The organism is Wenyingzhuangia sp. IMCC45574 (assembly GCF_054182685.1).
This window is the reverse complement of sequence record NZ_CM135169.1, coordinates 2,412,934-2,432,049: the sequence shown is the minus strand read 5'-3', so window position 1 is coordinate 2,432,049 and position 19,116 is coordinate 2,412,934. Positions and strand designations below refer to the sequence as shown.

Below are 19,116 nucleotides of genomic sequence, written 5' to 3'. Positions count from 1 at the left end.
TGTTTTTTGTCTAAATATAAAAATATATTTGTGTAGTGTAATAATCATACCAATTCTTACAATCGCTATGAGTTTTTTATTCAAAAAAGTAGACAATACTCCTTTAATTCTTTTCCGATTTATCTTTGGTTGTATTTTAATGGTAGAAGCATGGGGCTCTATTTTTACGGGCTGGATAAAACATACTTTTATTGAACCCAAAATCCATTTTAGTTTTATTTTCTTTGATTGGTTGCAACCTTTAGATGGTTTGGGAATGTATTACGTATACGGAGTAATGGGACTTTTGGGGTTGTTTGTAATGCTAGGATATTTTTACAGAGCATCTATAATAGCCTATACCATTGTCTGGACATATTGTTATTTAATTCATAAAATATCTTACAACAATCATTACTTTTTAATGGTATTGTTATGTTGTATTATGTGTTTTTTACCGACTCATAAATCACATTCCTTAGATGTAAAGCAAGGAAGAGTCAACAGAGAAATCTCAGCTCCTTTTTGGTGTCAGTTTTTATTAATGTTTCAAATTACTTGTGTGTATGTTTTTGGGGCAATTGCTAAAATTTACCCAGATTGGATGGACGGTACTTTTCCTAGAATTGCATTGAGTAGTAAAACGTCATTCCCTCTAATAGGTCAGTATTTTACCAAAGAATGGTTCTATATGGGCATTGCTTACGGAGGTTTTTTGTTTGATTTATTGATTATTCCTTTATTGGCATACAAACGAACTAGAATGTTTGGGTTTATTATTTCTGTGTTCTTTCATAGTTTTAATTCCATTGTTTTTCAGGTAGGGGTGTTTCCATACTTAAGCTTATCGTTTGCCATGTTCTTTTATCCTGTAAAAAAAATACATAATTGGTTTTTAAAGAACAAGCAGTTTTACAACGAGGCAGAACATACAGATAGTAGTGCAAAAATTATTTCCTTAGTAGGTCTTTACGTGCTTTTACAGCTGCTTTTGCCTTTAAGACAGCATTGTATTAAAGGAACTCCGTTTTGGACAGAAGAAGCACATAAAATGAGTTGGAGAATGATGTTGCGTTCAGTTTCTGGAACCACAAAGTTTAAAGTGTATGATATAGAGAAGGATTCTACTTACACCCACCGACCAGATATATTGACAAGAAAACAAAAATACTTGATCAGTACCCATCCCGATGCAATTTGGCAATACGCACAATACTTAAAAAAGGAGGAAGCTAAAAAAGGGAATAAAATAAAGGTCTTCGCTATCAGTAAAAAAAGACTGAACGGAAGACCTTATCAAGAATTTATAGACCCAACAGTAGATTTAGCCAATACCCAATGGGATTATTTTAAACATGCTCCTTGGATACGTGACTTTAAGGGTTGGGAGAAATAATTGGTTCTGGACTCGGCTCGAACACCTTACGATATTTGTTTTTTCTAATGACTATATAAGATCATCGAGCGGAGTCGAGATGTGGATGTTATTGAGGTTAGAACCTACTTTTTCTTTGCTTTTAAATCAAAAATACGGTTGATGTTAAATCCAAAGAAGATATCTCTTTTAGACCAATCCCCTCCAGCATTGTTAATAAATCCATTTTCGAACATATCTTGTGAGTTACTAAAGTGTAATTGAAAAACATGTCCTCCTGTTTCAATCTCTAATCCTATAGAAAATACGTTGTTGTATGGACTTCCACTAGCTCTGTTTAGATGCAAACCATAATCGGCTACAATACCCATACGTTTGGTAAACAAGTAACGTCCACCCATTCCTAAAGCATATTGCCAGTTGTCTTGATTGTCTTGTTTTACCAATCCGTCGTGTGTAAGCGTAGGAATCAGTTCTACAGATAATTTTTCATTGATTTTACTAGCAATTAAGATTTGATGCGTACTTCTTAATCGGTTGTCGAATTCTAGTTTAGGGAAAATGTCTTCCTTTAAAGAGTAATCAATGGCTAAATAATGATGTCCTGCCATGGTAAAAGGGAAACCGTTTTTCTTTTGAGTGGCAAATACGTATTTGGTGCTGAAATCATAAATTCCGAATCGGCTTCTTGAAAAACCAACATTTATCTTTTCCGTTAAACCGTACACAAATTGCAATCTGGTGGTAGCGTTGTCTAAACCAAACAAATCAACAATTCCATTTTTTACCGTTCCAAAACGATGGGCTACAATAAAATTTAAATGATTTTTAGGAACGAGTTTGGTGGTTTCAAAATTTACTAGTTTGTAGCTTTTAAAAGTAGAGGTAACCTCTATTTCATCATTTTTAGAATCGTTCTCAAGGTTGCTCAATAAGTTGCTTTGTGCCTGTGAATTTTGCATTAAAAATCCTAAAAAAGCAGATAAAATTATTTTTTTCATGATAAAGTTTTTGTTTCTTGTAAAGGAATGTCGAATAAAGCTACTAATCCTTAAATAAAAAAACACTAAATAATCATGAAAAATTTCTTATTAATTCTATTCTTATCTGTTTTTATGTTGAGTTGTTCTAACGATAGCGAAAGCGATTTAGTAGATAACACTCCAAGTGATGGAACAACAAAATTAACCTACACCAATGATATAGCTCCAATCATTTCTAGCTCATGTTTAAACTGCCATGGTGCAACTCCAAGTAATGGTGCTCCATCTAGCTATCACACATATCAATTGGTTAAAGATGGTGCAACAAGAATGGATACTAGAATGAATAATGCAAGTAGCCCTATGCCTGTAGCAGGTTTATTGCCGCAAGCTACTAGAGATAAATTTAAGCAATGGATAACTGATGGTAAATTAGAATAGTCATGAAAAAAATACTATTTACATTATTGTGTCTAAGTACGTTGCTTGCCAATGCACAGCTATACAAGACAGACAAAGCCAACATACGTTTTGATGCTGCTAAAACAGCTATTGAGCCTATAAAGGCAGAAAATAAAAAGGCGAAGTTAATTCTGAATGAAAAAACAGGAGAAATTGCCTGTTTGATACAGATTGCTCAATTTGAATTTCCAAATAAGTTAATGCAAGAGCATTTTAACGAGAATTACCTAGAAAGCGATACCTATCCAAAGGCTACTTTAGCTGGAAAGATTACCAATTTTACAAGTACAGATTTTTCTACAGCCAAAGAAGTAAAGGTGGTTGGAGACTTTACCATTCACGGTAAAAAGCAAAACAAAACGGTACCTGTAACAATAGTTAAAAAAGGAGATACTTATACTATTAACGGAAGTTTTAAACTGATACTAAAAGATTATAAAGTAAAAATTCCAAAGCTAATGTTCTACAAGATAGCAGAAGATGTAGAAGTTACTTTAAATGCAGAATTAAAGAAATCATAGATGATATCTTATCTAACCAGAAAGCTCCAATTATAAGGGAGCTTTTTTGTTTTTATTGTCTTTTTGTATATTTAGGATATACTTCTTTAGGAAAAGGCCCTTTTAATTTCTTGCCCAACACTTTCTAAAACGTTGCTCACCGTTTTAGAAAGTGTTGCTCACCGTTTTGTTTTTTCATACTGATGAAACTTCTTTTTCACACGGTTCTTAATTCTTTTTGATACTGTTGAAAAAACAATTTTATACTTACAATTTTAGATGAACCTACCAGCGTTTTTATCTAGAGCTAGTTTTACATAGCTAAGAGTCCTAAAAACAATCAATTGTAAAGATTTAAAGTGAATACAAATTTAAACGGACTAATCTAAATAGTTTGTTTAAATTTGCAGTCTAATTTCTGAGTTATGTTAGATAAAGTAAAGGAGTTAATTGGAGAGGTAAAAGATTTTAATGCAGCTAATAAAGAAGATTTAGAAGCATTTAGAATTAAATACTTAGGTAAAAAAGGAATCTTAAACGATTTATTTGCTGAGTTTAAGAATGTTGCCAATGATCAGAAAAAAGAGTTTGGACAAGCGCTTAACACTTTTAAAAATACTGCTGAAGGGAAAATTAACGAATTAAGAAACGCATTAGACGATGCTGCCTTAGAAGGAAATGCGTTAAATGATTTAACACGTCCGGGAGAGCCTTTAAAATTAGGATCTCGTCACCCGATATCTATTGTAAGAAATCAAATTATTGATGTGTTTTCTAGAATTGGTTTTACCGTTTCTGAAGGACCGGAGATAGAAGATGACTGGCACAACTTTACAGCCTTAAACTTACCAGAGTATCACCCAGCAAGAGATATGCAGGATACGTTCTTTATTGAGCAGAATCCAGATATTTTATTGCGTACGCATACTTCATCGGTACAAACAAGGTACATGGAAAACAACGAGCCACCAATTAGAACGTTGTCTCCAGGTAGAGTGTTTAGAAACGAAGATATTTCTGCACGTGCACACTGTATTTTCCACCAAGTGGAAGGGTTGTATATAGATACAGATGTTTCTTTTGCCGATTTAAAGCAAACCTTGTTATACTTTACCAAAGAGATGTTTGGTAAATCTAAAATTCGTTTACGTCCGTCTTATTTCCCATTTACAGAGCCAAGTGCAGAGGTAGATATTTACTGGGGATTAGAAACAGAAACAGATTATAAGATTACCAAAGGAACAGGTTGGCTAGAGATTATGGGATGTGGAATGGTAGATCCTAATGTATTAAAGAATGCAAACATAGATCCTACAAAATATAGCGGTTACGCTTTTGGAATGGGTATTGAACGTATTGCCATGTTGTTATACCAAATTCCAGATATTAGAATGTTTTACGAAAACGATGTTCGTTTCTTAGAGCAGTTTAAGTCGATAAGTTAGAGACATCAAAATATAAAATAAAAGGTTGTTAGATACGTTAATCTAACAGCCTTTTTTATTTTTGATAAAAACTGAATTGCCTATGAAACTGTTATCTGCTAAATATTTATTTACCAAAGCAAAAAATTCCTTATTAAGGTTTCCTTTAGTTATTGCTTGTGCTTTTGTAGGAGTAATGATTTCTCTTTTTTTAGTTGAATTTGAGAACGATATTGATAATAAGTTACCTTATATAAATGGACTTTTAACATTTGCATTAGGAGTTCCCCTGTTCTTTTGCATTGGAATATTTAGTGAAAAGGGCATACTGTCTAGCAAGTTTAAAATAATAATTCAGCTACTAGGTGTTGTTTTTTTAGGATTCATTTATTGGTCTTTTCCTACTATTGTAGAAACTCACAATACATCCATTCCCTATATTCGTTATGGTATTTTTAATATAACAATACATTTATTAGTATCCTATGCTCCCTATATTAAAACCAAGGAACTAAATGGATTTTGGAATTACAATAAATCGTTATTCTTAAGGCTTTGTACTTCAGTTTTGTATTCAGGTTTTATTTACGTGGGACTTGTATTAGCTTTAGTAGCAGTAGATAATTTATTTCATGTTGACTTGCATGATGAATTATATTTTGAAATCTATATAGTAGTAATTGGGCTATTCAATACTTGGTTTTTTATATCAGGTGTACCTAAAGACTTAGATGAATTGGAAGATGATTATATCTATCCAAAAGGATTAAAGGTCTTTACACAATACGTTTTAGTTCCTCTTCTAATTTTGTATTTGGTAATTCTTTATGCTTATGGTGGTAAAATATTGATAAATTGGAATTGGCCAAAAGGTTGGGTTTCTTATTTGGTCTCTGGGGTTTCCATTCTGGCATTTTTTACCATTTTGTTAATCTATCCTTATGGGAAACAAAAAGAAAATGGATGGATTAAAAAGTTCACTAAAATACTTTACTATGTGTTAATTCCTCTTGTAGCCTTGTTATTTATAGCTATTGGAATGAGAATAGGAGATTATGGTATTACGATAAAAAGATATAGTGTATTGGTATTAGGTATTTGGATAACCTTTATCTGCTTCTTTTTTCTTTTAAAGAAGAACAACATAAAAATGATTCCTATTTCTCTTTCTATATTGCTTTTGTTGAGTTCTTTTGGTCCTTGGGGAATGTTTTCAGTAAGCGAGAGAAGTCAGATAAATAGGTTAAAAAATATTCTAGAAACACATAAAATATTGATAGACGATAAAATTCAAAACGAAGTAAAATGGATAGAAGAGAGTTTGCCGAGTTTAGAATCTGCTTGGGAATTGACCAATAACGAGGTGTTAAATGTTGCTACACATAATAAGGTAAAATCAATTTTAGATTACTTAGATGATTATCATGGTATGAAAAAGATTAGACCTTGGTTTCAGCAAGATTTAGATACTATGATTAGCGATAAAACTCATAATAGATACTCTCATCATAATGAAGCAGGGGTATATATGAGAACTATGGGGCTTAAGTATACTAGGAAATATAACAATACTAAAAGGTTCCATTATAAAGTTAAGGAGAATGATTTGATAGATATTTCAGGATATAATTATTACTATTCATTTTATTTTTACAATGATAAGTCCGAAAATTTGAGATTAAATGAGAGTAGTTTTAACCTATCTAGAAAAGAAGATGTATTATATGTCACAAATTCAAAAGATTCTATTCAGTTAAATCTTACCACTGTAAAAAAAGAATTATTCAAGAAATACGGAAGAGATTCTAAAGAGCAGGTTCCAGAGAGTGAATTAACTTTTGTATTAACCTCTGAAACGATGGATGCAAAAATTAAATTGAAAAGAATAAATTTTACAGTATTAGACGAAAGTATAGATATAACCAATGTAAGCGGTAGTCTATTTTTAAATGAGAAATAAATAATGTCCGAACTACAACCTTTTATCAACCTGCTGCAAGAATTTTATCCTTTAACCAACAAGGATGTACAGTGCTTAGCGGAAAATACTTCTATTGTAACCATCAAAGAAAAAGAAGTGTATTTGTCTTTGAATAGTATTTGCAAACAAATGGGCTTTGTGTTAGAAGGTGTTTTTAAAGTGGCTAAATTCAACAGCCAGGGAGATGAATACATTCCTTATTTTGTGACACCAGGACATTTTGCGGTAGATGTAGATAGCTTCTTTCATCAAACAAATGCAGAGGAAGAAATAACAGCGTTAACGTTCTGTAAAGTAGTTGCTATTAGTAAATCTGATTATGAAGTTTTAGAGCAGGAAATACCTAATTTCTCCAAAATTATAGCGGCTATTAAAGAGAAGGCTTTGGTAGAAAAGCTGAAACTTAAAAACGAAATGTTGGTAGATGCTGCCGAGGTAAGATTTCAAAAACTGATGGAGCGACAACCTCAACTATTTCAATTCGTTCCTCAAAGCCAAATTGCCAAGCATTTGGGAATTACGCAGTATACGTTGAGTAGAATAAAATCTAAGGTTTGATATATTGTTTTTTATCCGATGTATGAGATAGGGTACTGGGGCTAACATAAATTGTCACTTCGAGTGTATAGCGTATCGAGAAGTAATTAAGAGTTACAATCCTAAATCTGTTCTCGATACTCAGTTTATTTGCGTTTCTCTCCAATAACCTGAACTCGAACTGACATAAGTTGCCACTTCGTGTGCATAGCGTATCGAGAAGTAATTAAGAGTTACAATCCTAAATCTGTTCTCGATACTCAGTTTATTTGCGTTTCTCTCCAATAACCTGAACTCGAATTGATATAAGTTGTCACTTCGAGTGCGTAGCGTATCGAGAAGTAATCCATAGCATATTACATAAGTTGGCCATCAAATAGATCCCAATCCCAACACTTTGGGATGGTAGCGATGCATTCACTTTTTGCCATTTGGCAAAACACTTCTTTTTAGAGCTTACTAGTTTTAACCCAATCTAAAAATTAGTAAGAATGAAAACATTAAGTAACAAAACAGTAATTGTAACAGGAGCTTCTAAAGGTATTGGAGCACAAATCGCCAAAGATTTAGCAGCTAAAGGAGCAAGTGTTGTTGTAAATTATAATCAAGACCAAACAGGAGCAGAAAAAGTAGTAGCTAGTATTTTGGCCTCTGAAGGTAAAGCAACTGCTATTAAAGCCAATGTTGCGGCTACTGAAGAAGTAGCTTCTTTATTTGAGCAAACCGTGGCTATTTATGGAAGTGTAGATGTGTTGGTAAACAATGCAGGAGTGTATCAATTTGAACCCTTAGAAACAGTAACACAAGAAGAGTTTACCAGACAATTTAACACTAATGTTTGGTCTGTATTAGCTGCATCACAAGAAGCAATTAAGCATTTTAAGAACGGAGGAAGTATTATTAACATTAGTTCTATTGCTACAAAAAAAGCCACTCCTATGACGGTTTTATACACAGCAACCAAAGCAGCAGTAGATGGTATTACCAGTGTGTTGTCTAAAGAATTGGCAGCAAAAAATATACGAGTAAATGGAGTGTTACCAGGACCAACCGTTACAGAAGGAAACCCTATTGCAGGAACAGATATGGAGAATTATGTAGCTTCTGAAACCCCTTTTGGAAGGGTAGGAGTCCCTAAAGACATCGCTCCTTTGGTATCCTTTTTAGCATCCGATGAAAGTGGATGGATAACAGGGCAGGCTATAGGTGTGAATGGAGGTTTTGAATAAACCCAAGTTATGCATTTAAAACGTGTCTTTTTTATTATTTTTGAACCCCAATATTCAGAGAGTTAAAAGGCACGTTATCATGAAAAAAGACATTCAAATTCCGGTAGTAGAAAATGTATTTATGGCAGTTGTTAAGGAATACAACGAAGAGTTTCAATGTGAGGATTGGAATGTGTACCTAATTAACGACAGGGAAGAGGACTTAGACATGGTAATTATTGTATCCAAAGGGTACGATGAAGATAAGTTTATAGAAACTTCTGTAATGCGTAAAACCATTCAGAAATTACCTGCCAAGTCTTTTGCTAAGGTGGAATTAATTCAGCCAGACTTATTTAAACTAACCAACTTCTTTAATACGACCTTCTTTATTGGAAACACCATGTACGACAAAAAGTATGTGTTCGAAAAAAACACCATTAAAGATGGTGCTTTACGTGTGTTAAAACAATTGGGGAAAGAGGGGATTTTGGCTAAGTAAATCAAAGATATACATTTAATTTCTTTATTTTTGAAAGTATAATAATTGCTTTCGAAATAGATTATGAATGAATTTTTTGTTTGTTCTACAAGATATATTAAACTATATAAATCAAACCAAAATTTTGATTTTGGAAGTTTTAGTTTTTCTAATGATGATAGTTTGTTAGAAAGGTTATTGAGGAATGAATTTTGTATACAAAGTATTGGTTTAATTAACATGCCTCCCTGTAGGCAGAATTCCCCTTTTTTTTATGGCAGTATAGAAAATTCAAGATCAAGAGAAGAAAGGGTGAGAGATTCTGAAAAAGATTTAGAATTTTTTCAATCAATATTGGCTAATCTATGGTTTATTAAAGATTGTTCATGTAATTCAAGCTTCCACTATGATATTTCTAAAAGGGATAAGTTTATTTTTAATAGGACAAGAACGACAGTGTTTAGTAATTCTTTAGGGAATTATGGGAATAACTTTTTTAGTATTGAAGACATTAAGACTTCTTATGAAATAACAAAAAAAATTATGGAGATTCAGAATATCTCAAAAAAGAGTGAAGAATTTTATAAACAAAAACCTAATCAGGAGATAGGTCATATAACCCCTGGGGATAGTAATTATAAAAAGTACGCAAATACAAATAGAATTGAGAGAGCTTATTTATTTTTGAGTATGGCAAGATCACATTCTTTTTTACCACTAAAAATATCTTTTTATATTGGATTATTAGAGACGATTTTTACAACTGATGGATCTGAAGTTACTCATAAAGTATCGGAAAGATGTGCTTTTTATTTATGTGAATTTTTTGATAAACAAAATACATTCGATTTTATAAAAGAATGCTATGGAATTAGGTCAAAATTTGTTCACGGTCAAAAGTTACACAAGAAGTATGACTACGAAACTTTAAAGTTGAAGTCTGTTAAACTAGATGATATAATGAGAAAACTGATGAATAAGATTGTACTTAATGATAGCAAAACTTTTCTAAAAAATGATGCCGATTTAAATAATTTTTTTAAAAGACTTGTTTTTGCTGGATGTAGTTTAAATGTGAACAAATAACTACTTTACTCCCAAAACATACAACAACAAAACCCCTATCAACCCAGAAAGCCCCATAATTAAAGACTGTAGTGTAAACGTTTTGTAGAGTTTAGCTACAGGAATGTTATGTAACCTATTCAGCAACCAGAAAAAGCTAGAGTTGGCATGGAATACACAAAAAGAACCACAACCAATTAAGGCAGCAATCATTTCTGGAGATAAAGACATACTCTTTGTCATAGGTCCTAAGATTGAGGCTGCTCCAATTAAAGAAACCGTAATAGATCCTGTAGCGGTGGTTAAAGCAGCTCCTAACAAAAAAGGCAATACAAAACCTAAAAAAGGAAGTGTGTTAAAGAAATCTCCCAAGGAGTTTTGAATACCCGATTCTTTAATAATGGCTCCAAAAGCACCTCCCGCACCGGTTATCATAATAACCAAAGCAGATTTTACAATGGCATTGTCTACCAAAGTGCTTAATTTGGTTTTGGCTTTTACTTTAAATAGCTGTAAAGAAGCAATTAAAGCCCCAACCAAAACAGCTACGGTAGGAATACTTAAAAACTGAAGAACTGTTCCAAGAGGTGATGCTGTTTTAAAAAAGGCACCCAGTCCCATTAATAAAATGGGGACTATAATTGGAAGTAAGTCCATTACTACACTGGCTTTAACTGTTGTGCTGTTTTCCTCTATGGTCGTGTTTTCTATTTCTTTAGTTTCTTGGGTGTCAAAGTCTAGTAAGAATTTTTTACAGTATAGTTTTGCCCATAGCACACCGCCAATTACTACAAAAACACCTACTATGGAGTTAATCATTAAAAGGCGAGAAATGTCTGCGTTTAATAAGGAAACTACTGCCAAAGGTCCAGGGGTGGGGGGCATTAGTGTATGAGAAACAGTTAATCCAGCAGCTAAGGAAAGTCCAACCACTAAAACAGGAGTTTTACTTTTTTTAGCCAATCCCTCAGTAATAGGCTGAAATAAAATATAAGCCACATCTACAAAAACAGGAATAGAGACTATGTAACCCGTAATGGCCATAGCCCAAGGCAGCCTTTTTTGTCCTACCCATTTTAAGATTTTTTCGGCAATTCTAACCGCACCACCAGTTTCGTTAAGTACTTCTCCAATAAAAGCACCAAAAATAACGACAATGGCTATCCATTTAAGCGTGGCACCAAAACCGGTAAGTAAAACATCTATTGTTTTTTCTCCGCTAAAGCCAACGAGCAAGCCTAGTGCAATTGCAGCAACAATCAGTACTATAAAAGGGTGAATTTTAAACTTCGATATGGCTATGACCAATCCGATAAGAACTACTAGAATTGCTATAAGATTGAAGATCATAATTCGTTGTTTTAATCGAGTTTTTCTGAGAGTATTTTAAAATGTTTTTTAGGGCTTTCTCCCTTGTAAACAATCGTGTATACAGTATCTATAATAGGTGTTTTAGCACCGTTTTTTTGATTCAATTCGTAGGCAGATTTTACCGCATAATATCCCTCAGCAACCATTTTCATTTCCATCATAGCAGATTTTACCGTGTACCCTTTCCCTATCATGTTTCCAAACATACGGTTTCTACTAAAGGTAGAATATCCTGTAACTAACAAGTCTCCCAAATAGGCAGAATGGTTAATGTTACGTTTCATTTTATGCACCTTTTTAATGTAGCTTTTCATTTCACGAATTGCATTAGACATTAAAACGGCTTGGTAATTATCTCCATATCCCAATCCATGCGCAATACCTGCTGCAATAGCGTAGATATTTTTTAACATGGCTGCATATTCGGTACCAATAATATCATCGGAGGTTTTACAACGGATGTAGTCCGAACTTAGGTAGTTTGCCAAACATTCAGCCTTGTTAGTATCCTGACAAGCAATGGTTAAATAAGACAAACGCTCCATGGCTACCTCTTCTGCATGGCAAGGTCCTGTAATTACTCCAATATTTTCAAACGGTATTTGATATATTTCATGCAAATGTTCACCAACTATCAATCCTGTCTCTGGAACAATTCCTTTAATGGCAGAAAAAATAACTTTATTATCTAAAGGGATATTTAATTTTAAGAGTTCATCGTTTAAAAACGCAGAAGGAATAGCAAAGATTAAGACATCGGCATTGCTTGCTATTTCGTTTATGTCGTCGGATAAGTGTAGTTGACTGATTTTAAATTCAACAGAAGTTAAATAATTAGGATTGTGGCTATGTTCGTTCATGTATTGAATGGCCTGAGTATTTCTCATATACCATCCTATTTTCTCTACATTTTCGCATAACATTTTAACAATAGCGGTTGCCCAACTACCACCTCCAAAAACAGCAACATTCAAATCTTTTCTCATCAAAAAAAATACTTTTCAATTTTTCAAAAATAAGATTTCTGATGAGATAAACATTTGTTTTTAAATTTAAATCCAATAGCAATGCTTATTTTTAGGGTGTCTAAAAACAAATCCATTGGATATTAAAACGAAATTTCCGAATCTTCCCGAGAGTATTTTTGCAAAAATGACGGGATTGGCAATTCAAAATGAGGCAATTAATCTTTCTCAGGGTTTCCCAAATTTTAAAACCTCTGCCAAATTACAAGAATTGGTTTTTAAAGCCATGCAAGAGGGGCATAATCAATATGCACATCCTATGGGCGATTTGGAGTTGAGGAAGCAAATAGCTTTAAAAATTAGGAAAACCTACGGGGTAGATTACAATCCAGAAACAGAAATAAATGTAACTGCCGGAGCAACCGAAGGAATCTTTAATGCGGTAAGTGCTATGGTGCATCCAGGTGATGAAGTGCTTATTTTTAAACCTGCTTTTGATACCTACGAACCAGTAGTGCGTTTTAATGGTGGAGTCCCCGTTTTTATACAATTGCATTATCCCAATTACAAAGTCGATTGGAACGAGGTGGAAAGTAAGATAACGGCTAAAACCAAGATGATTATTTTTAATACACCGTTAAACCCAACCGGAACTCTTTTTGATATTGAAGATTTAAAAGCATTACAAGATATTGTAAAGGAAACCAATATTACCATTTTAAGCGATGAGGTATACGAGCATATGGTATTTGATGGAGCAGTGCACGAAAGTTTGTGTAAATATCCAATTTTAAAGAATCACAGTTTTGTGCTAGCTTCGTTTGGTAAAACCTTTCATAACACAGGGTGGAAAATGGGGTATTGTGCTGCACCAAAACATTTAATGAAAGAGTTTGCCAAAGTTCATGAGTGCAATGTGTATAGCATCAACACACCATATCAAAAGGCATTTGCTACTTTTATGCAAGATGAGGCAAACTATAATTATTTAAACGATTTCTATCAAGCTAAGAGAGATTTGTTTCTGGATGGAATACAGGCATCTAAGTTTAATTTTGTTCCATCTAAAGGAACGTATTTTCAATTGTTAAAATACGATGCTATTACAGATGAAAACGATGTAGATTTTGCGGAGAGATTGGTAAAGGAATACAAAATAGCATCCATTCCTGTTTCTGTTTTTAATGTAGATGGGTTGGACGAAAAGGTACTTCGTTTTTGTTTTGCCAAGACGGATGAAACACTAATTAAAGCTGCTGAAATATTATGCAAGATTCAATAAATATAACTTTAGTTCAGTACGATATCCATTGGATGGATGCAAAAGCAAATACCGCTTTTTTGGAAAATCAGTTAAAAAACCTAAAAACCGATTTAATTGTATTGCCAGAAATGTTTAATACTGGGTTTAGTATGAGTCCAAATGAGGTTGCCGAAACAATGGAAGGTGAAACAATTGCTTGGTTGTTAACAATGGCAAAAAAGTTAGATTGTATGCTTTGCGGATCTTTGTGTATAGAAGACAATCGTAAGTATTACAATCGTTTTGTGTTTGTAAGCCCAGAGGGTGTTGTTAATTATTACGATAAAAAACACTTGTTTGGTTATGGAGGAGAGGATGAGGTATTTGCTCCAGGGAAAGAAAGTGTGATAATAGATTATAAAGGATTTAAAATAAAACCTTTTGTTTGTTACGATTTACGATTTCCAGTATGGTCTAGAAATGTAGAAGATTACGATATTGCATTGTATGTAGCCAATTGGCCTGCTAAAAGAGCTTTTGCTTGGAATAGTTTATTAACGGCAAGAGCTATAGAAAATATGAGCTATGTGGTGGCAGTAAACCGTATTGGTATAGATGGTAATCAATTACGATACCAAGGAGATTCTCAGGTTATAGGCCCGTTAGGAAGTTTGGTTGTAGCGTGTAAAGACACGCCTATAATGCAGCAGGTAGAACTAAAAAGAGCCCCTTTGGTAGAGGCTCGTAACCAGTTTAAATTTTTAGAAGATCAAGATAAATTTAACATCTTATAGTTTATTTCTTTTTATTTAAATCTTTAGAAATATCCATTAACATTTTAATTCCAATGGCATCTATTGGACTAGAACCACCATTGCCAGAGTTACCACCTACTACAATTTGAGGTACGGCTACTTTTGCCAATTCCCTAGCAACCCCAATTCTTGTTTGCATTTCGAATTCTGCTTTTTCTTTAGGTGTTAAACCTGCAGCAACTTTTAGTTTATCTCCTTTTGCTTCTGCTTCTTTTTTAACCAAATCTGCAGCAGCATTTAATCTTGCAGCTTCCAGGTTTTCTTGTGCTACTAATTTTGCTTTACGTGCCTGTATTACCGCTTGTAATTCCGATGCTTCTTCTCTTGCTTTGGTTGTCGCTATTAACTTTTCACCTTTTGCTTTTTCTGTTAAAGCTTCTTGTTGAGCTGTAATTAATTGCTGTTTTGCTGTAGCTTCGTCAGAAGCGGCATCAATTTTAGCTTTTAATTTTTCATAAATTCGGTCGTCGTAAGTAACCTCATCTATAGTAGCTACAGAGGCAACAATACCATATTTCTGAATGTCAGATACGGTTCTTTTAATACTACCATCGGTATTTAATTTTTCTCTTACATCTATGTAAGCTTTGGTACTACCGTCTTCTAATTTTCTTGTTTTAGTTTCGGTAATTAATAAGACCTGTCCGTTTCTTAACTGGTCCTGAAAATAAGCGTTCAGTTGAGATTTACCTCCAGAATAGTGAGCCTCAGAACTCATGCGTTGTGCACTGTACGAAGCTGTTTGATTTTGATAGGTTAACAATGTAGTTGTCATTAAGTTGTTAATGTTGGTATAGGTTTTATGCAAAGCCAACATTAAATCAACAGTGTTTGGTAAATCCCATTTTACAGTATGAGACATTAAAGCATTATCTCCCTCGGAGAAAGTTCCTTGGTAAGGTGCTACATGGTAATCTGCATCTGGTGAAGCTTTTTGTTTGGTACTAGCCTGTATGGTTACGTTGTTTGGATAGGTGGTTACCTTAGAACCAAATCCGCTAAAGTATAGACCAGGGTCAAAACGGACCTGTAAATCTCCCCCTAAGGTTTGAATTACTTGTCTTTGTCCAGCATCGTTAACACTAAAAGGATTAAAGATTACGACTAAAAAACCTACAACTAAAAGAGGTATAATAATCTTAAAATTAATTTTTGAAAAAATGGTTTGAATCATGTTTGTATTTAATTATTTAGTAGGATAAATATAGTAAGGAAGTGTAATTTGGGTAAATTTTACACCCTGTGTTTAGACGTAGTATTTATGCAAAAAAATAAAGGCTCCTTTTTAAAGAAGCCTTTATTTTTAATAAGTTATATTTTAATATTCTATACAATCTTACTTTTTACCTTTTCCTCAACTTCTTTAAAAAGTTCGTCAAAAGGTTTTTCAGAAACACGAATAGGTTCGTGGGTTTCAATAGTCATAGTAACACCAATATTCATAGGGAATTGACCATATTCCCATAATTTCCACGAGTTGTTAATAGTAACAGGAATAATTACAGAGGAACGAGAAAATTTAGTTAGAATCTTTAAGCCGTTTTCAGAAAAACGTTTGGGTTGCCCGTTTCTACTTCTTGTTCCTTCTGGAAAAATAACTCCAGCACGTTTATTTTCTTCTATGTATTTAGCAAAGAAACCTATGGTAGACAATGCCTGTCTAGCATCTTTTCTATCGATTAATGCAGAACCACCATGTTTTAAATTAAAAGAAACACTAGGAATTCCTTTACCCAATTCTTTTTTAGCCACAAATTTTGGGTGTAAGTCTCTAAAAAACCATCCTAATGGTGGAATCTCGTGCGAGCTTTGGTGATTGGATACAATGATATGCGGTTCCTTAGGGTTAAAAGTATGGTTGTTGATGAATTGTACTTTTGTTCCTAAAATTCGTAGTGAAGATACTAAAGAAGCGTTTAAAAGATCTACTACTTTTTTGTGAGCCTTATAACCTCCTATTTTTAAAGAAAGCCATTGTAAAGGATGAAAAATAAGCAGTAAAAGTCCGTAGACAATGTAGAAAAGAACAGATAAAGGATATGCCAATAAGCTTTTGCTTATTGGCATTTTTTTATTTTTTGACATATGTATTTTTTATTACCAATGTGACCAAGGAATTCTAGCCAAAATTAATAATAATCCAATACCATAGAAAATAGCAAATGATTTAAATTTGGCTTTATCTTCAGTTAATTTTTTGTGACGAGACCAACCTACTGTAATCAAAGCAATTGCAATAATCATAGTAAAAGGGTGTTCTACACTCATCAATCTTAGTTCAGCATCTTTCATTGCTGCTCCCATACCTACATTTTTTAAACTTTCGTACCATGGAGAAATGTAGTAAGTTACCAAACCTACTAAAAATTGAACATGCGTTAAGATTAAAGCGATTAAACCAATTTTACGGTCTCCAGCTTTAAATTTTTCTTCTCTTTTGGCACTTTGAATAGCATTAAAAATTGCCATACCTAAGGCAATTAATACTGCAGCCGCTAAAATTGAATGTACTGTTTTCATTGTTGATTGTTTTGTTGTAGCAAATGTAAGGAATTCAGCTGGTTGTTTCCTATTCTGTTGTTAATTTGAGTGCTAATTAGACACCTTCTATTTTCCCATTTCCCTACAAAATCTTTTAGAGGAATAATATTTCCGTTTTTATCTAAAAATTCTCCTTTTTTATTTTGATGAAGCATTTTGGTGGTTCCTTTTTTAACCTCTAGAATAACCCGCTTAATTTTTTCGTTGTAGGAGGGTTTCTTTTTTTTGTATTCTTTGTAAAGTTGAATGCCAATGTTATTGTTAAAAGTATCCATGTCAGAACTCGCTTTGTCGGGCAATGCACCGTCTTCTAATTGATGTTCTTTGTACATGCTGTAATTGCCTTTTTCGTGTGCTCTTCCTAAACTGGCAGCAGCGTTACAGCCTATTTCGTCTGCCAGAGCCCACATCCAAAGGGTGTGTTTAAATGCATCAATTCTGTTACCTACAATTCTTTTAGTACCCAATCTCTTTGTTTTGGTAATAGAATCTGTAGTTCGTTCTACTTTTTTAGAAATTTTATATGCCCTTTTTGCCTTAAACGGATGAAAATAAACCCACGTTTTTTCTTGTTTGCTCAACGTTTTAAAAGCTTTCTTTGGCGACTGAGAGAAAGAGGTTGTAATAAATAAAATTGCAACCAAGGGGACAATGCCAAAGAGAAACCATTTTTTATTTTTCAAAAACACTTTTGAGGGATTTTATTAGGCAAAATTAAAATATATTAGCACTAAATTTAATGTTTTGAGTACAATTAACTCTTTTTTAAAACGCACTTTAGTTTATGGTATTGCAGCAGTTTTGCCAAAAGCTATCAATGTTTTTTTAGTAGCCTTTCATACCGATACACTTCCAAATACGGAAGAATTTAATGTGAGTTCTGAGTTTTTTGTTTGGGCAGCTTATTTTAATGTGTTGTTGACATTTGGAATGGAAACTACTTTCTTTCGATTTTTCAATACGGAGGAAAATAAAAAAAATGTATTGAGTACTTCCTTCTCGGCAGTGACCATAGTTACCTTTGCATTACTAACCCCACTGTTTCTCTTTTCAGATTTTATAGCTAATTATTTAGGTTTTCAAGAAACATTGCATTTTAAAACCCTAGTAGGAATTTTACTATTCGATACGCTTACCGTAATTCCTTTTGCTTATTTAAGAGTGAATAATAAGGCCATAAATTATGCGATGTACAGAATTGTAAACATTAGTATTTACGCGGTTCTGAATATTGCTTTTCTGTGGTATTTACCGTTAAGAAATATTAGCATTCAGCATTGGTTTCCTACAAAATCTTTGGTTGGTTATATCTTCTTAGCCAATTTGATTGGGTCAGGAGTTACCTTTTTATTTGTCTTACCGTTATTTAGAAACTTTAAGTTGCGTTTAGATGTATCGCTCTTTAAAAACATGTTGCGTTATAGTTGGCCAATTTTAATAGCTGGTTTGGCATATATAACCAACGAGAGTTTAGATAAGTTAATCTTACCAAATATTCTAAACGAAAGTATTGCGGGTGCTTATGCAGGAACTTATAAACTAGGTGTTTTTATGTCTTTGTTTATAACTGCATTTAAATTGGGGGCAGAGCCTTTCTTTTTTAACATATCCAAGCAAGAGAATGCAAAAGTTACCTATGCGTTAATCTTAAAATGGTTTAGTGTTTTAGGAGCGTTTATTGTATTGTTTATAGTGGCTTATATCGATTTGTTTGCAGGAATACTTCTTAAAAAAGAAGCTTATTTTGAAACTTTAGGAATTGTTCCAGTTATTTTATTAGCAAATTTGTTTTTAGGGATTTATAACAACTTATCCATATGGTATAAGAATACGGGGCAGACCAAATTTGCCATGTACTTTTCTGTAATGGGAGGGTTGTTAACCGTTGTTGGTTTGTTGGTTTTTGTTCCGATGATAGGCTTTATGGGGGCAGCTTGGGTAACGTTTGCAGTTTACTTTTTAATGATGCTTGTGTCTTATGTATTTGGTCAGAAATATTATAAAACTCCATACGAAGTTTCTAAAATAATAGGCTTACTATCCTTAACAACAATGCTTTCGTTAGTTTCTTTTTATGGCTTTAGGGGCAATGTGGTTTTAAATACGGGAATACTTATCTTAATGGGAGTAGTTATCTATATAAGCGAAAGAAAATTTATTCATCAAAAATTCTTAAAACGCTAAAG

At 33.3% G+C, this 19,116-nt stretch carries 19 protein-coding genes; 12 read left to right on the top strand and 7 right to left on the bottom strand.

Annotated elements, in window-relative coordinates:
• The first annotated feature begins 67 nt into the window (after positions 1–67).
• Positions 68–1,375 (top strand): HTTM domain-containing protein, encoded by a 1,308-nt coding sequence (locus ACXHHC_RS10350; protein ID WP_458226301.1) that lies wholly within the window; start codon positions 68–70, stop codon positions 1,373–1,375.
• A gap of 104 nt (positions 1,376–1,479) precedes the next feature.
• Here the strand turns inward: ACXHHC_RS10350 and ACXHHC_RS10345 are convergent, their stop codons facing one another.
• Positions 1,480–2,355: a DUF5777 family beta-barrel protein gene (locus tag ACXHHC_RS10345; RefSeq protein WP_458226300.1), complete on the bottom strand. Its 876-nt coding sequence runs from the start codon at positions 2,353–2,355 to the stop codon at positions 1,480–1,482.
• 75 nt (positions 2,356–2,430) lie between these two features.
• Between ACXHHC_RS10345 and ACXHHC_RS10340 the strand changes: the two genes are divergently transcribed.
• The 8 genes from ACXHHC_RS10340 (at position 2,431) to ACXHHC_RS10305 (ending at position 10,016) form a co-directional block, all read left to right on the top strand.
• Positions 2,431–2,778, top strand: a complete 348-nt coding sequence (locus ACXHHC_RS10340) for a hypothetical protein (protein WP_458226299.1) — start codon at positions 2,431–2,433, stop codon at positions 2,776–2,778.
• A 2-nt stretch (positions 2,779–2,780) separates the two neighbouring features.
• Positions 2,781–3,320, top strand: coding sequence for a YceI family protein (locus ACXHHC_RS10335; protein WP_458226298.1), 540 nt, complete (start codon positions 2,781–2,783; stop codon positions 3,318–3,320).
• Between the two features lie 404 nt (positions 3,321–3,724).
• Positions 3,725–4,744, top strand: coding sequence for a phenylalanine--tRNA ligase subunit alpha (pheS, locus tag ACXHHC_RS10330; protein WP_458226297.1), 1,020 nt, complete (start codon positions 3,725–3,727; stop codon positions 4,742–4,744).
• Between the two features lie 82 nt (positions 4,745–4,826).
• Positions 4,827–6,683, top strand: a complete 1,857-nt coding sequence (locus tag ACXHHC_RS10325; protein ID WP_458226296.1) for a DUF4153 domain-containing protein — start codon at positions 4,827–4,829, stop codon at positions 6,681–6,683.
• A 3-nt stretch (positions 6,684–6,686) separates the two neighbouring features.
• Positions 6,687–7,262: a Crp/Fnr family transcriptional regulator gene (locus ACXHHC_RS10320; RefSeq protein ID WP_458226295.1), complete on the top strand. Its 576-nt coding sequence runs from the start codon at positions 6,687–6,689 to the stop codon at positions 7,260–7,262.
• A 470-nt stretch (positions 7,263–7,732) separates the two neighbouring features.
• Positions 7,733–8,470, top strand: coding sequence for an SDR family NAD(P)-dependent oxidoreductase (locus ACXHHC_RS10315; RefSeq protein ID WP_458226294.1), 738 nt, complete (start codon positions 7,733–7,735; stop codon positions 8,468–8,470).
• Between the two features lie 79 nt (positions 8,471–8,549).
• Positions 8,550–8,951, top strand: a complete 402-nt coding sequence (locus tag ACXHHC_RS10310) for a hypothetical protein (protein ID WP_458226293.1) — start codon at positions 8,550–8,552, stop codon at positions 8,949–8,951.
• A 63-nt stretch (positions 8,952–9,014) separates the two neighbouring features.
• Positions 9,015–10,016 (top strand): hypothetical protein, encoded by a 1,002-nt coding sequence (locus ACXHHC_RS10305; RefSeq protein ID WP_458226292.1) that lies wholly within the window; start codon positions 9,015–9,017, stop codon positions 10,014–10,016.
• On the opposite strand, the gene ACXHHC_RS10300 is transcribed toward ACXHHC_RS10305, so the two are convergent.
• Together ACXHHC_RS10300 and ACXHHC_RS10295 are read right to left on the bottom strand one after the other, a co-directional pair.
• The gene (locus ACXHHC_RS10300) at positions 10,017–11,345 is read right to left on the bottom strand and encodes a GntP family permease (RefSeq protein WP_458226291.1); all 1,329 of its coding nucleotides are present in this window, start codon (positions 11,343–11,345) and stop codon (positions 10,017–10,019) included.
• A gap of 11 nt (positions 11,346–11,356) precedes the next feature.
• Positions 11,357–12,352 carry an NAD(P)H-dependent glycerol-3-phosphate dehydrogenase gene (locus ACXHHC_RS10295; protein WP_458226290.1) on the bottom strand — a complete coding sequence of 332 codons (996 nt, stop codon included), beginning with the start codon at positions 12,350–12,352 and terminating at the stop codon, positions 11,357–11,359.
• 115 nt (positions 12,353–12,467) lie between these two features.
• On the opposite strand from ACXHHC_RS10295, the gene ACXHHC_RS10290 reads away from it, so the two are divergent.
• Entirely contained in the window at positions 12,468–13,613 is a 1,146-nt protein-coding gene (locus tag ACXHHC_RS10290; RefSeq protein ID WP_458226289.1) for a methionine aminotransferase, read from the top strand.
• Positions 13,598–14,368, top strand: coding sequence for an amidohydrolase (locus ACXHHC_RS10285; protein ID WP_458226288.1), 771 nt, complete (start codon positions 13,598–13,600; stop codon positions 14,366–14,368). Before ACXHHC_RS10290 ends, ACXHHC_RS10285 begins: the two co-directional genes overlap by 16 nt.
• Before the next feature lies 1 nt (position 14,369).
• Here ACXHHC_RS10285 and ACXHHC_RS10280 read toward each other — a convergent pair whose 3' ends face one another.
• From ACXHHC_RS10280 to ACXHHC_RS10265, 4 genes are all read right to left on the bottom strand, one after another.
• Positions 14,370–15,563 carry an SPFH domain-containing protein gene (locus ACXHHC_RS10280; RefSeq protein WP_458226287.1) on the bottom strand — a complete coding sequence of 398 codons (1,194 nt, stop codon included), beginning with the start codon at positions 15,561–15,563 and terminating at the stop codon, positions 14,370–14,372.
• A 152-nt stretch (positions 15,564–15,715) separates the two neighbouring features.
• Positions 15,716–16,474, bottom strand: a complete 759-nt coding sequence (locus ACXHHC_RS10275; protein WP_458226286.1) for a 1-acyl-sn-glycerol-3-phosphate acyltransferase — start codon at positions 16,472–16,474, stop codon at positions 15,716–15,718.
• Positions 16,475–16,486: 12 nt separating this feature from the next.
• The gene (locus tag ACXHHC_RS10270) at positions 16,487–16,909 is read right to left on the bottom strand and encodes a hypothetical protein (RefSeq protein ID WP_458226285.1); all 423 of its coding nucleotides are present in this window, start codon (positions 16,907–16,909) and stop codon (positions 16,487–16,489) included.
• Positions 16,906–17,511, bottom strand: a complete 606-nt coding sequence (locus ACXHHC_RS10265) for a DUF6973 domain-containing protein (RefSeq protein WP_458226284.1) — start codon at positions 17,509–17,511, stop codon at positions 16,906–16,908. The genes ACXHHC_RS10270 and ACXHHC_RS10265 overlap by 4 nt, the downstream gene beginning before the upstream one ends.
• A gap of 163 nt (positions 17,512–17,674) precedes the next feature.
• Between ACXHHC_RS10265 and ACXHHC_RS10260 the strand changes: the two genes are divergently transcribed.
• Positions 17,675–19,114, top strand: a complete 1,440-nt coding sequence (locus ACXHHC_RS10260) for an oligosaccharide flippase family protein (protein WP_458226283.1) — start codon at positions 17,675–17,677, stop codon at positions 19,112–19,114.
• Positions 19,115–19,116 lie beyond the last annotated feature (2 nt).

Bases quoted from the DNA above. Each gene is read 5' to 3' on its own strand.
- ACXHHC_RS10350 (WP_458226301.1), top strand. From the start codon at position 68: ATGAGTTTTTTATTCAAAAAAGTAGACAATACTCCTTTAATTCTTTTC.
- ACXHHC_RS10345 (WP_458226300.1), bottom strand. From the start codon at position 2,355: ATGAAAAAAATAATTTTATCTGCTTTTTTAGGATTTTTAATGCAAAAT.
- ACXHHC_RS10340 (WP_458226299.1), top strand. From the start codon at position 2,431: ATGAAAAATTTCTTATTAATTCTATTCTTATCTGTTTTTATGTTGAGT.
- ACXHHC_RS10335 (WP_458226298.1), top strand. From the start codon at position 2,781: ATGAAAAAAATACTATTTACATTATTGTGTCTAAGTACGTTGCTTGCC.
- pheS (WP_458226297.1), top strand. From the start codon at position 3,725: ATGTTAGATAAAGTAAAGGAGTTAATTGGAGAGGTAAAAGATTTTAAT.
- ACXHHC_RS10325 (WP_458226296.1), top strand. From the start codon at position 4,827: ATGAAACTGTTATCTGCTAAATATTTATTTACCAAAGCAAAAAATTCC.
- ACXHHC_RS10320 (WP_458226295.1), top strand. From the start codon at position 6,687: ATGTCCGAACTACAACCTTTTATCAACCTGCTGCAAGAATTTTATCCT.
- ACXHHC_RS10315 (WP_458226294.1), top strand. From the start codon at position 7,733: ATGAAAACATTAAGTAACAAAACAGTAATTGTAACAGGAGCTTCTAAA.
- ACXHHC_RS10310 (WP_458226293.1), top strand. From the start codon at position 8,550: ATGAAAAAAGACATTCAAATTCCGGTAGTAGAAAATGTATTTATGGCA.
- ACXHHC_RS10305 (WP_458226292.1), top strand. From the start codon at position 9,015: ATGAATGAATTTTTTGTTTGTTCTACAAGATATATTAAACTATATAAA.
- ACXHHC_RS10300 (WP_458226291.1), bottom strand. From the start codon at position 11,345: ATGATCTTCAATCTTATAGCAATTCTAGTAGTTCTTATCGGATTGGTC.
- ACXHHC_RS10295 (WP_458226290.1), bottom strand. From the start codon at position 12,352: ATGAGAAAAGATTTGAATGTTGCTGTTTTTGGAGGTGGTAGTTGGGCA.
- ACXHHC_RS10285 (WP_458226288.1), top strand. From the start codon at position 13,598: ATGCAAGATTCAATAAATATAACTTTAGTTCAGTACGATATCCATTGG.
- ACXHHC_RS10280 (WP_458226287.1), bottom strand. From the start codon at position 15,563: ATGATTCAAACCATTTTTTCAAAAATTAATTTTAAGATTATTATACCT.
- ACXHHC_RS10275 (WP_458226286.1), bottom strand. From the start codon at position 16,474: ATGTCAAAAAATAAAAAAATGCCAATAAGCAAAAGCTTATTGGCATAT.
- ACXHHC_RS10270 (WP_458226285.1), bottom strand. From the start codon at position 16,909: ATGAAAACAGTACATTCAATTTTAGCGGCTGCAGTATTAATTGCCTTA.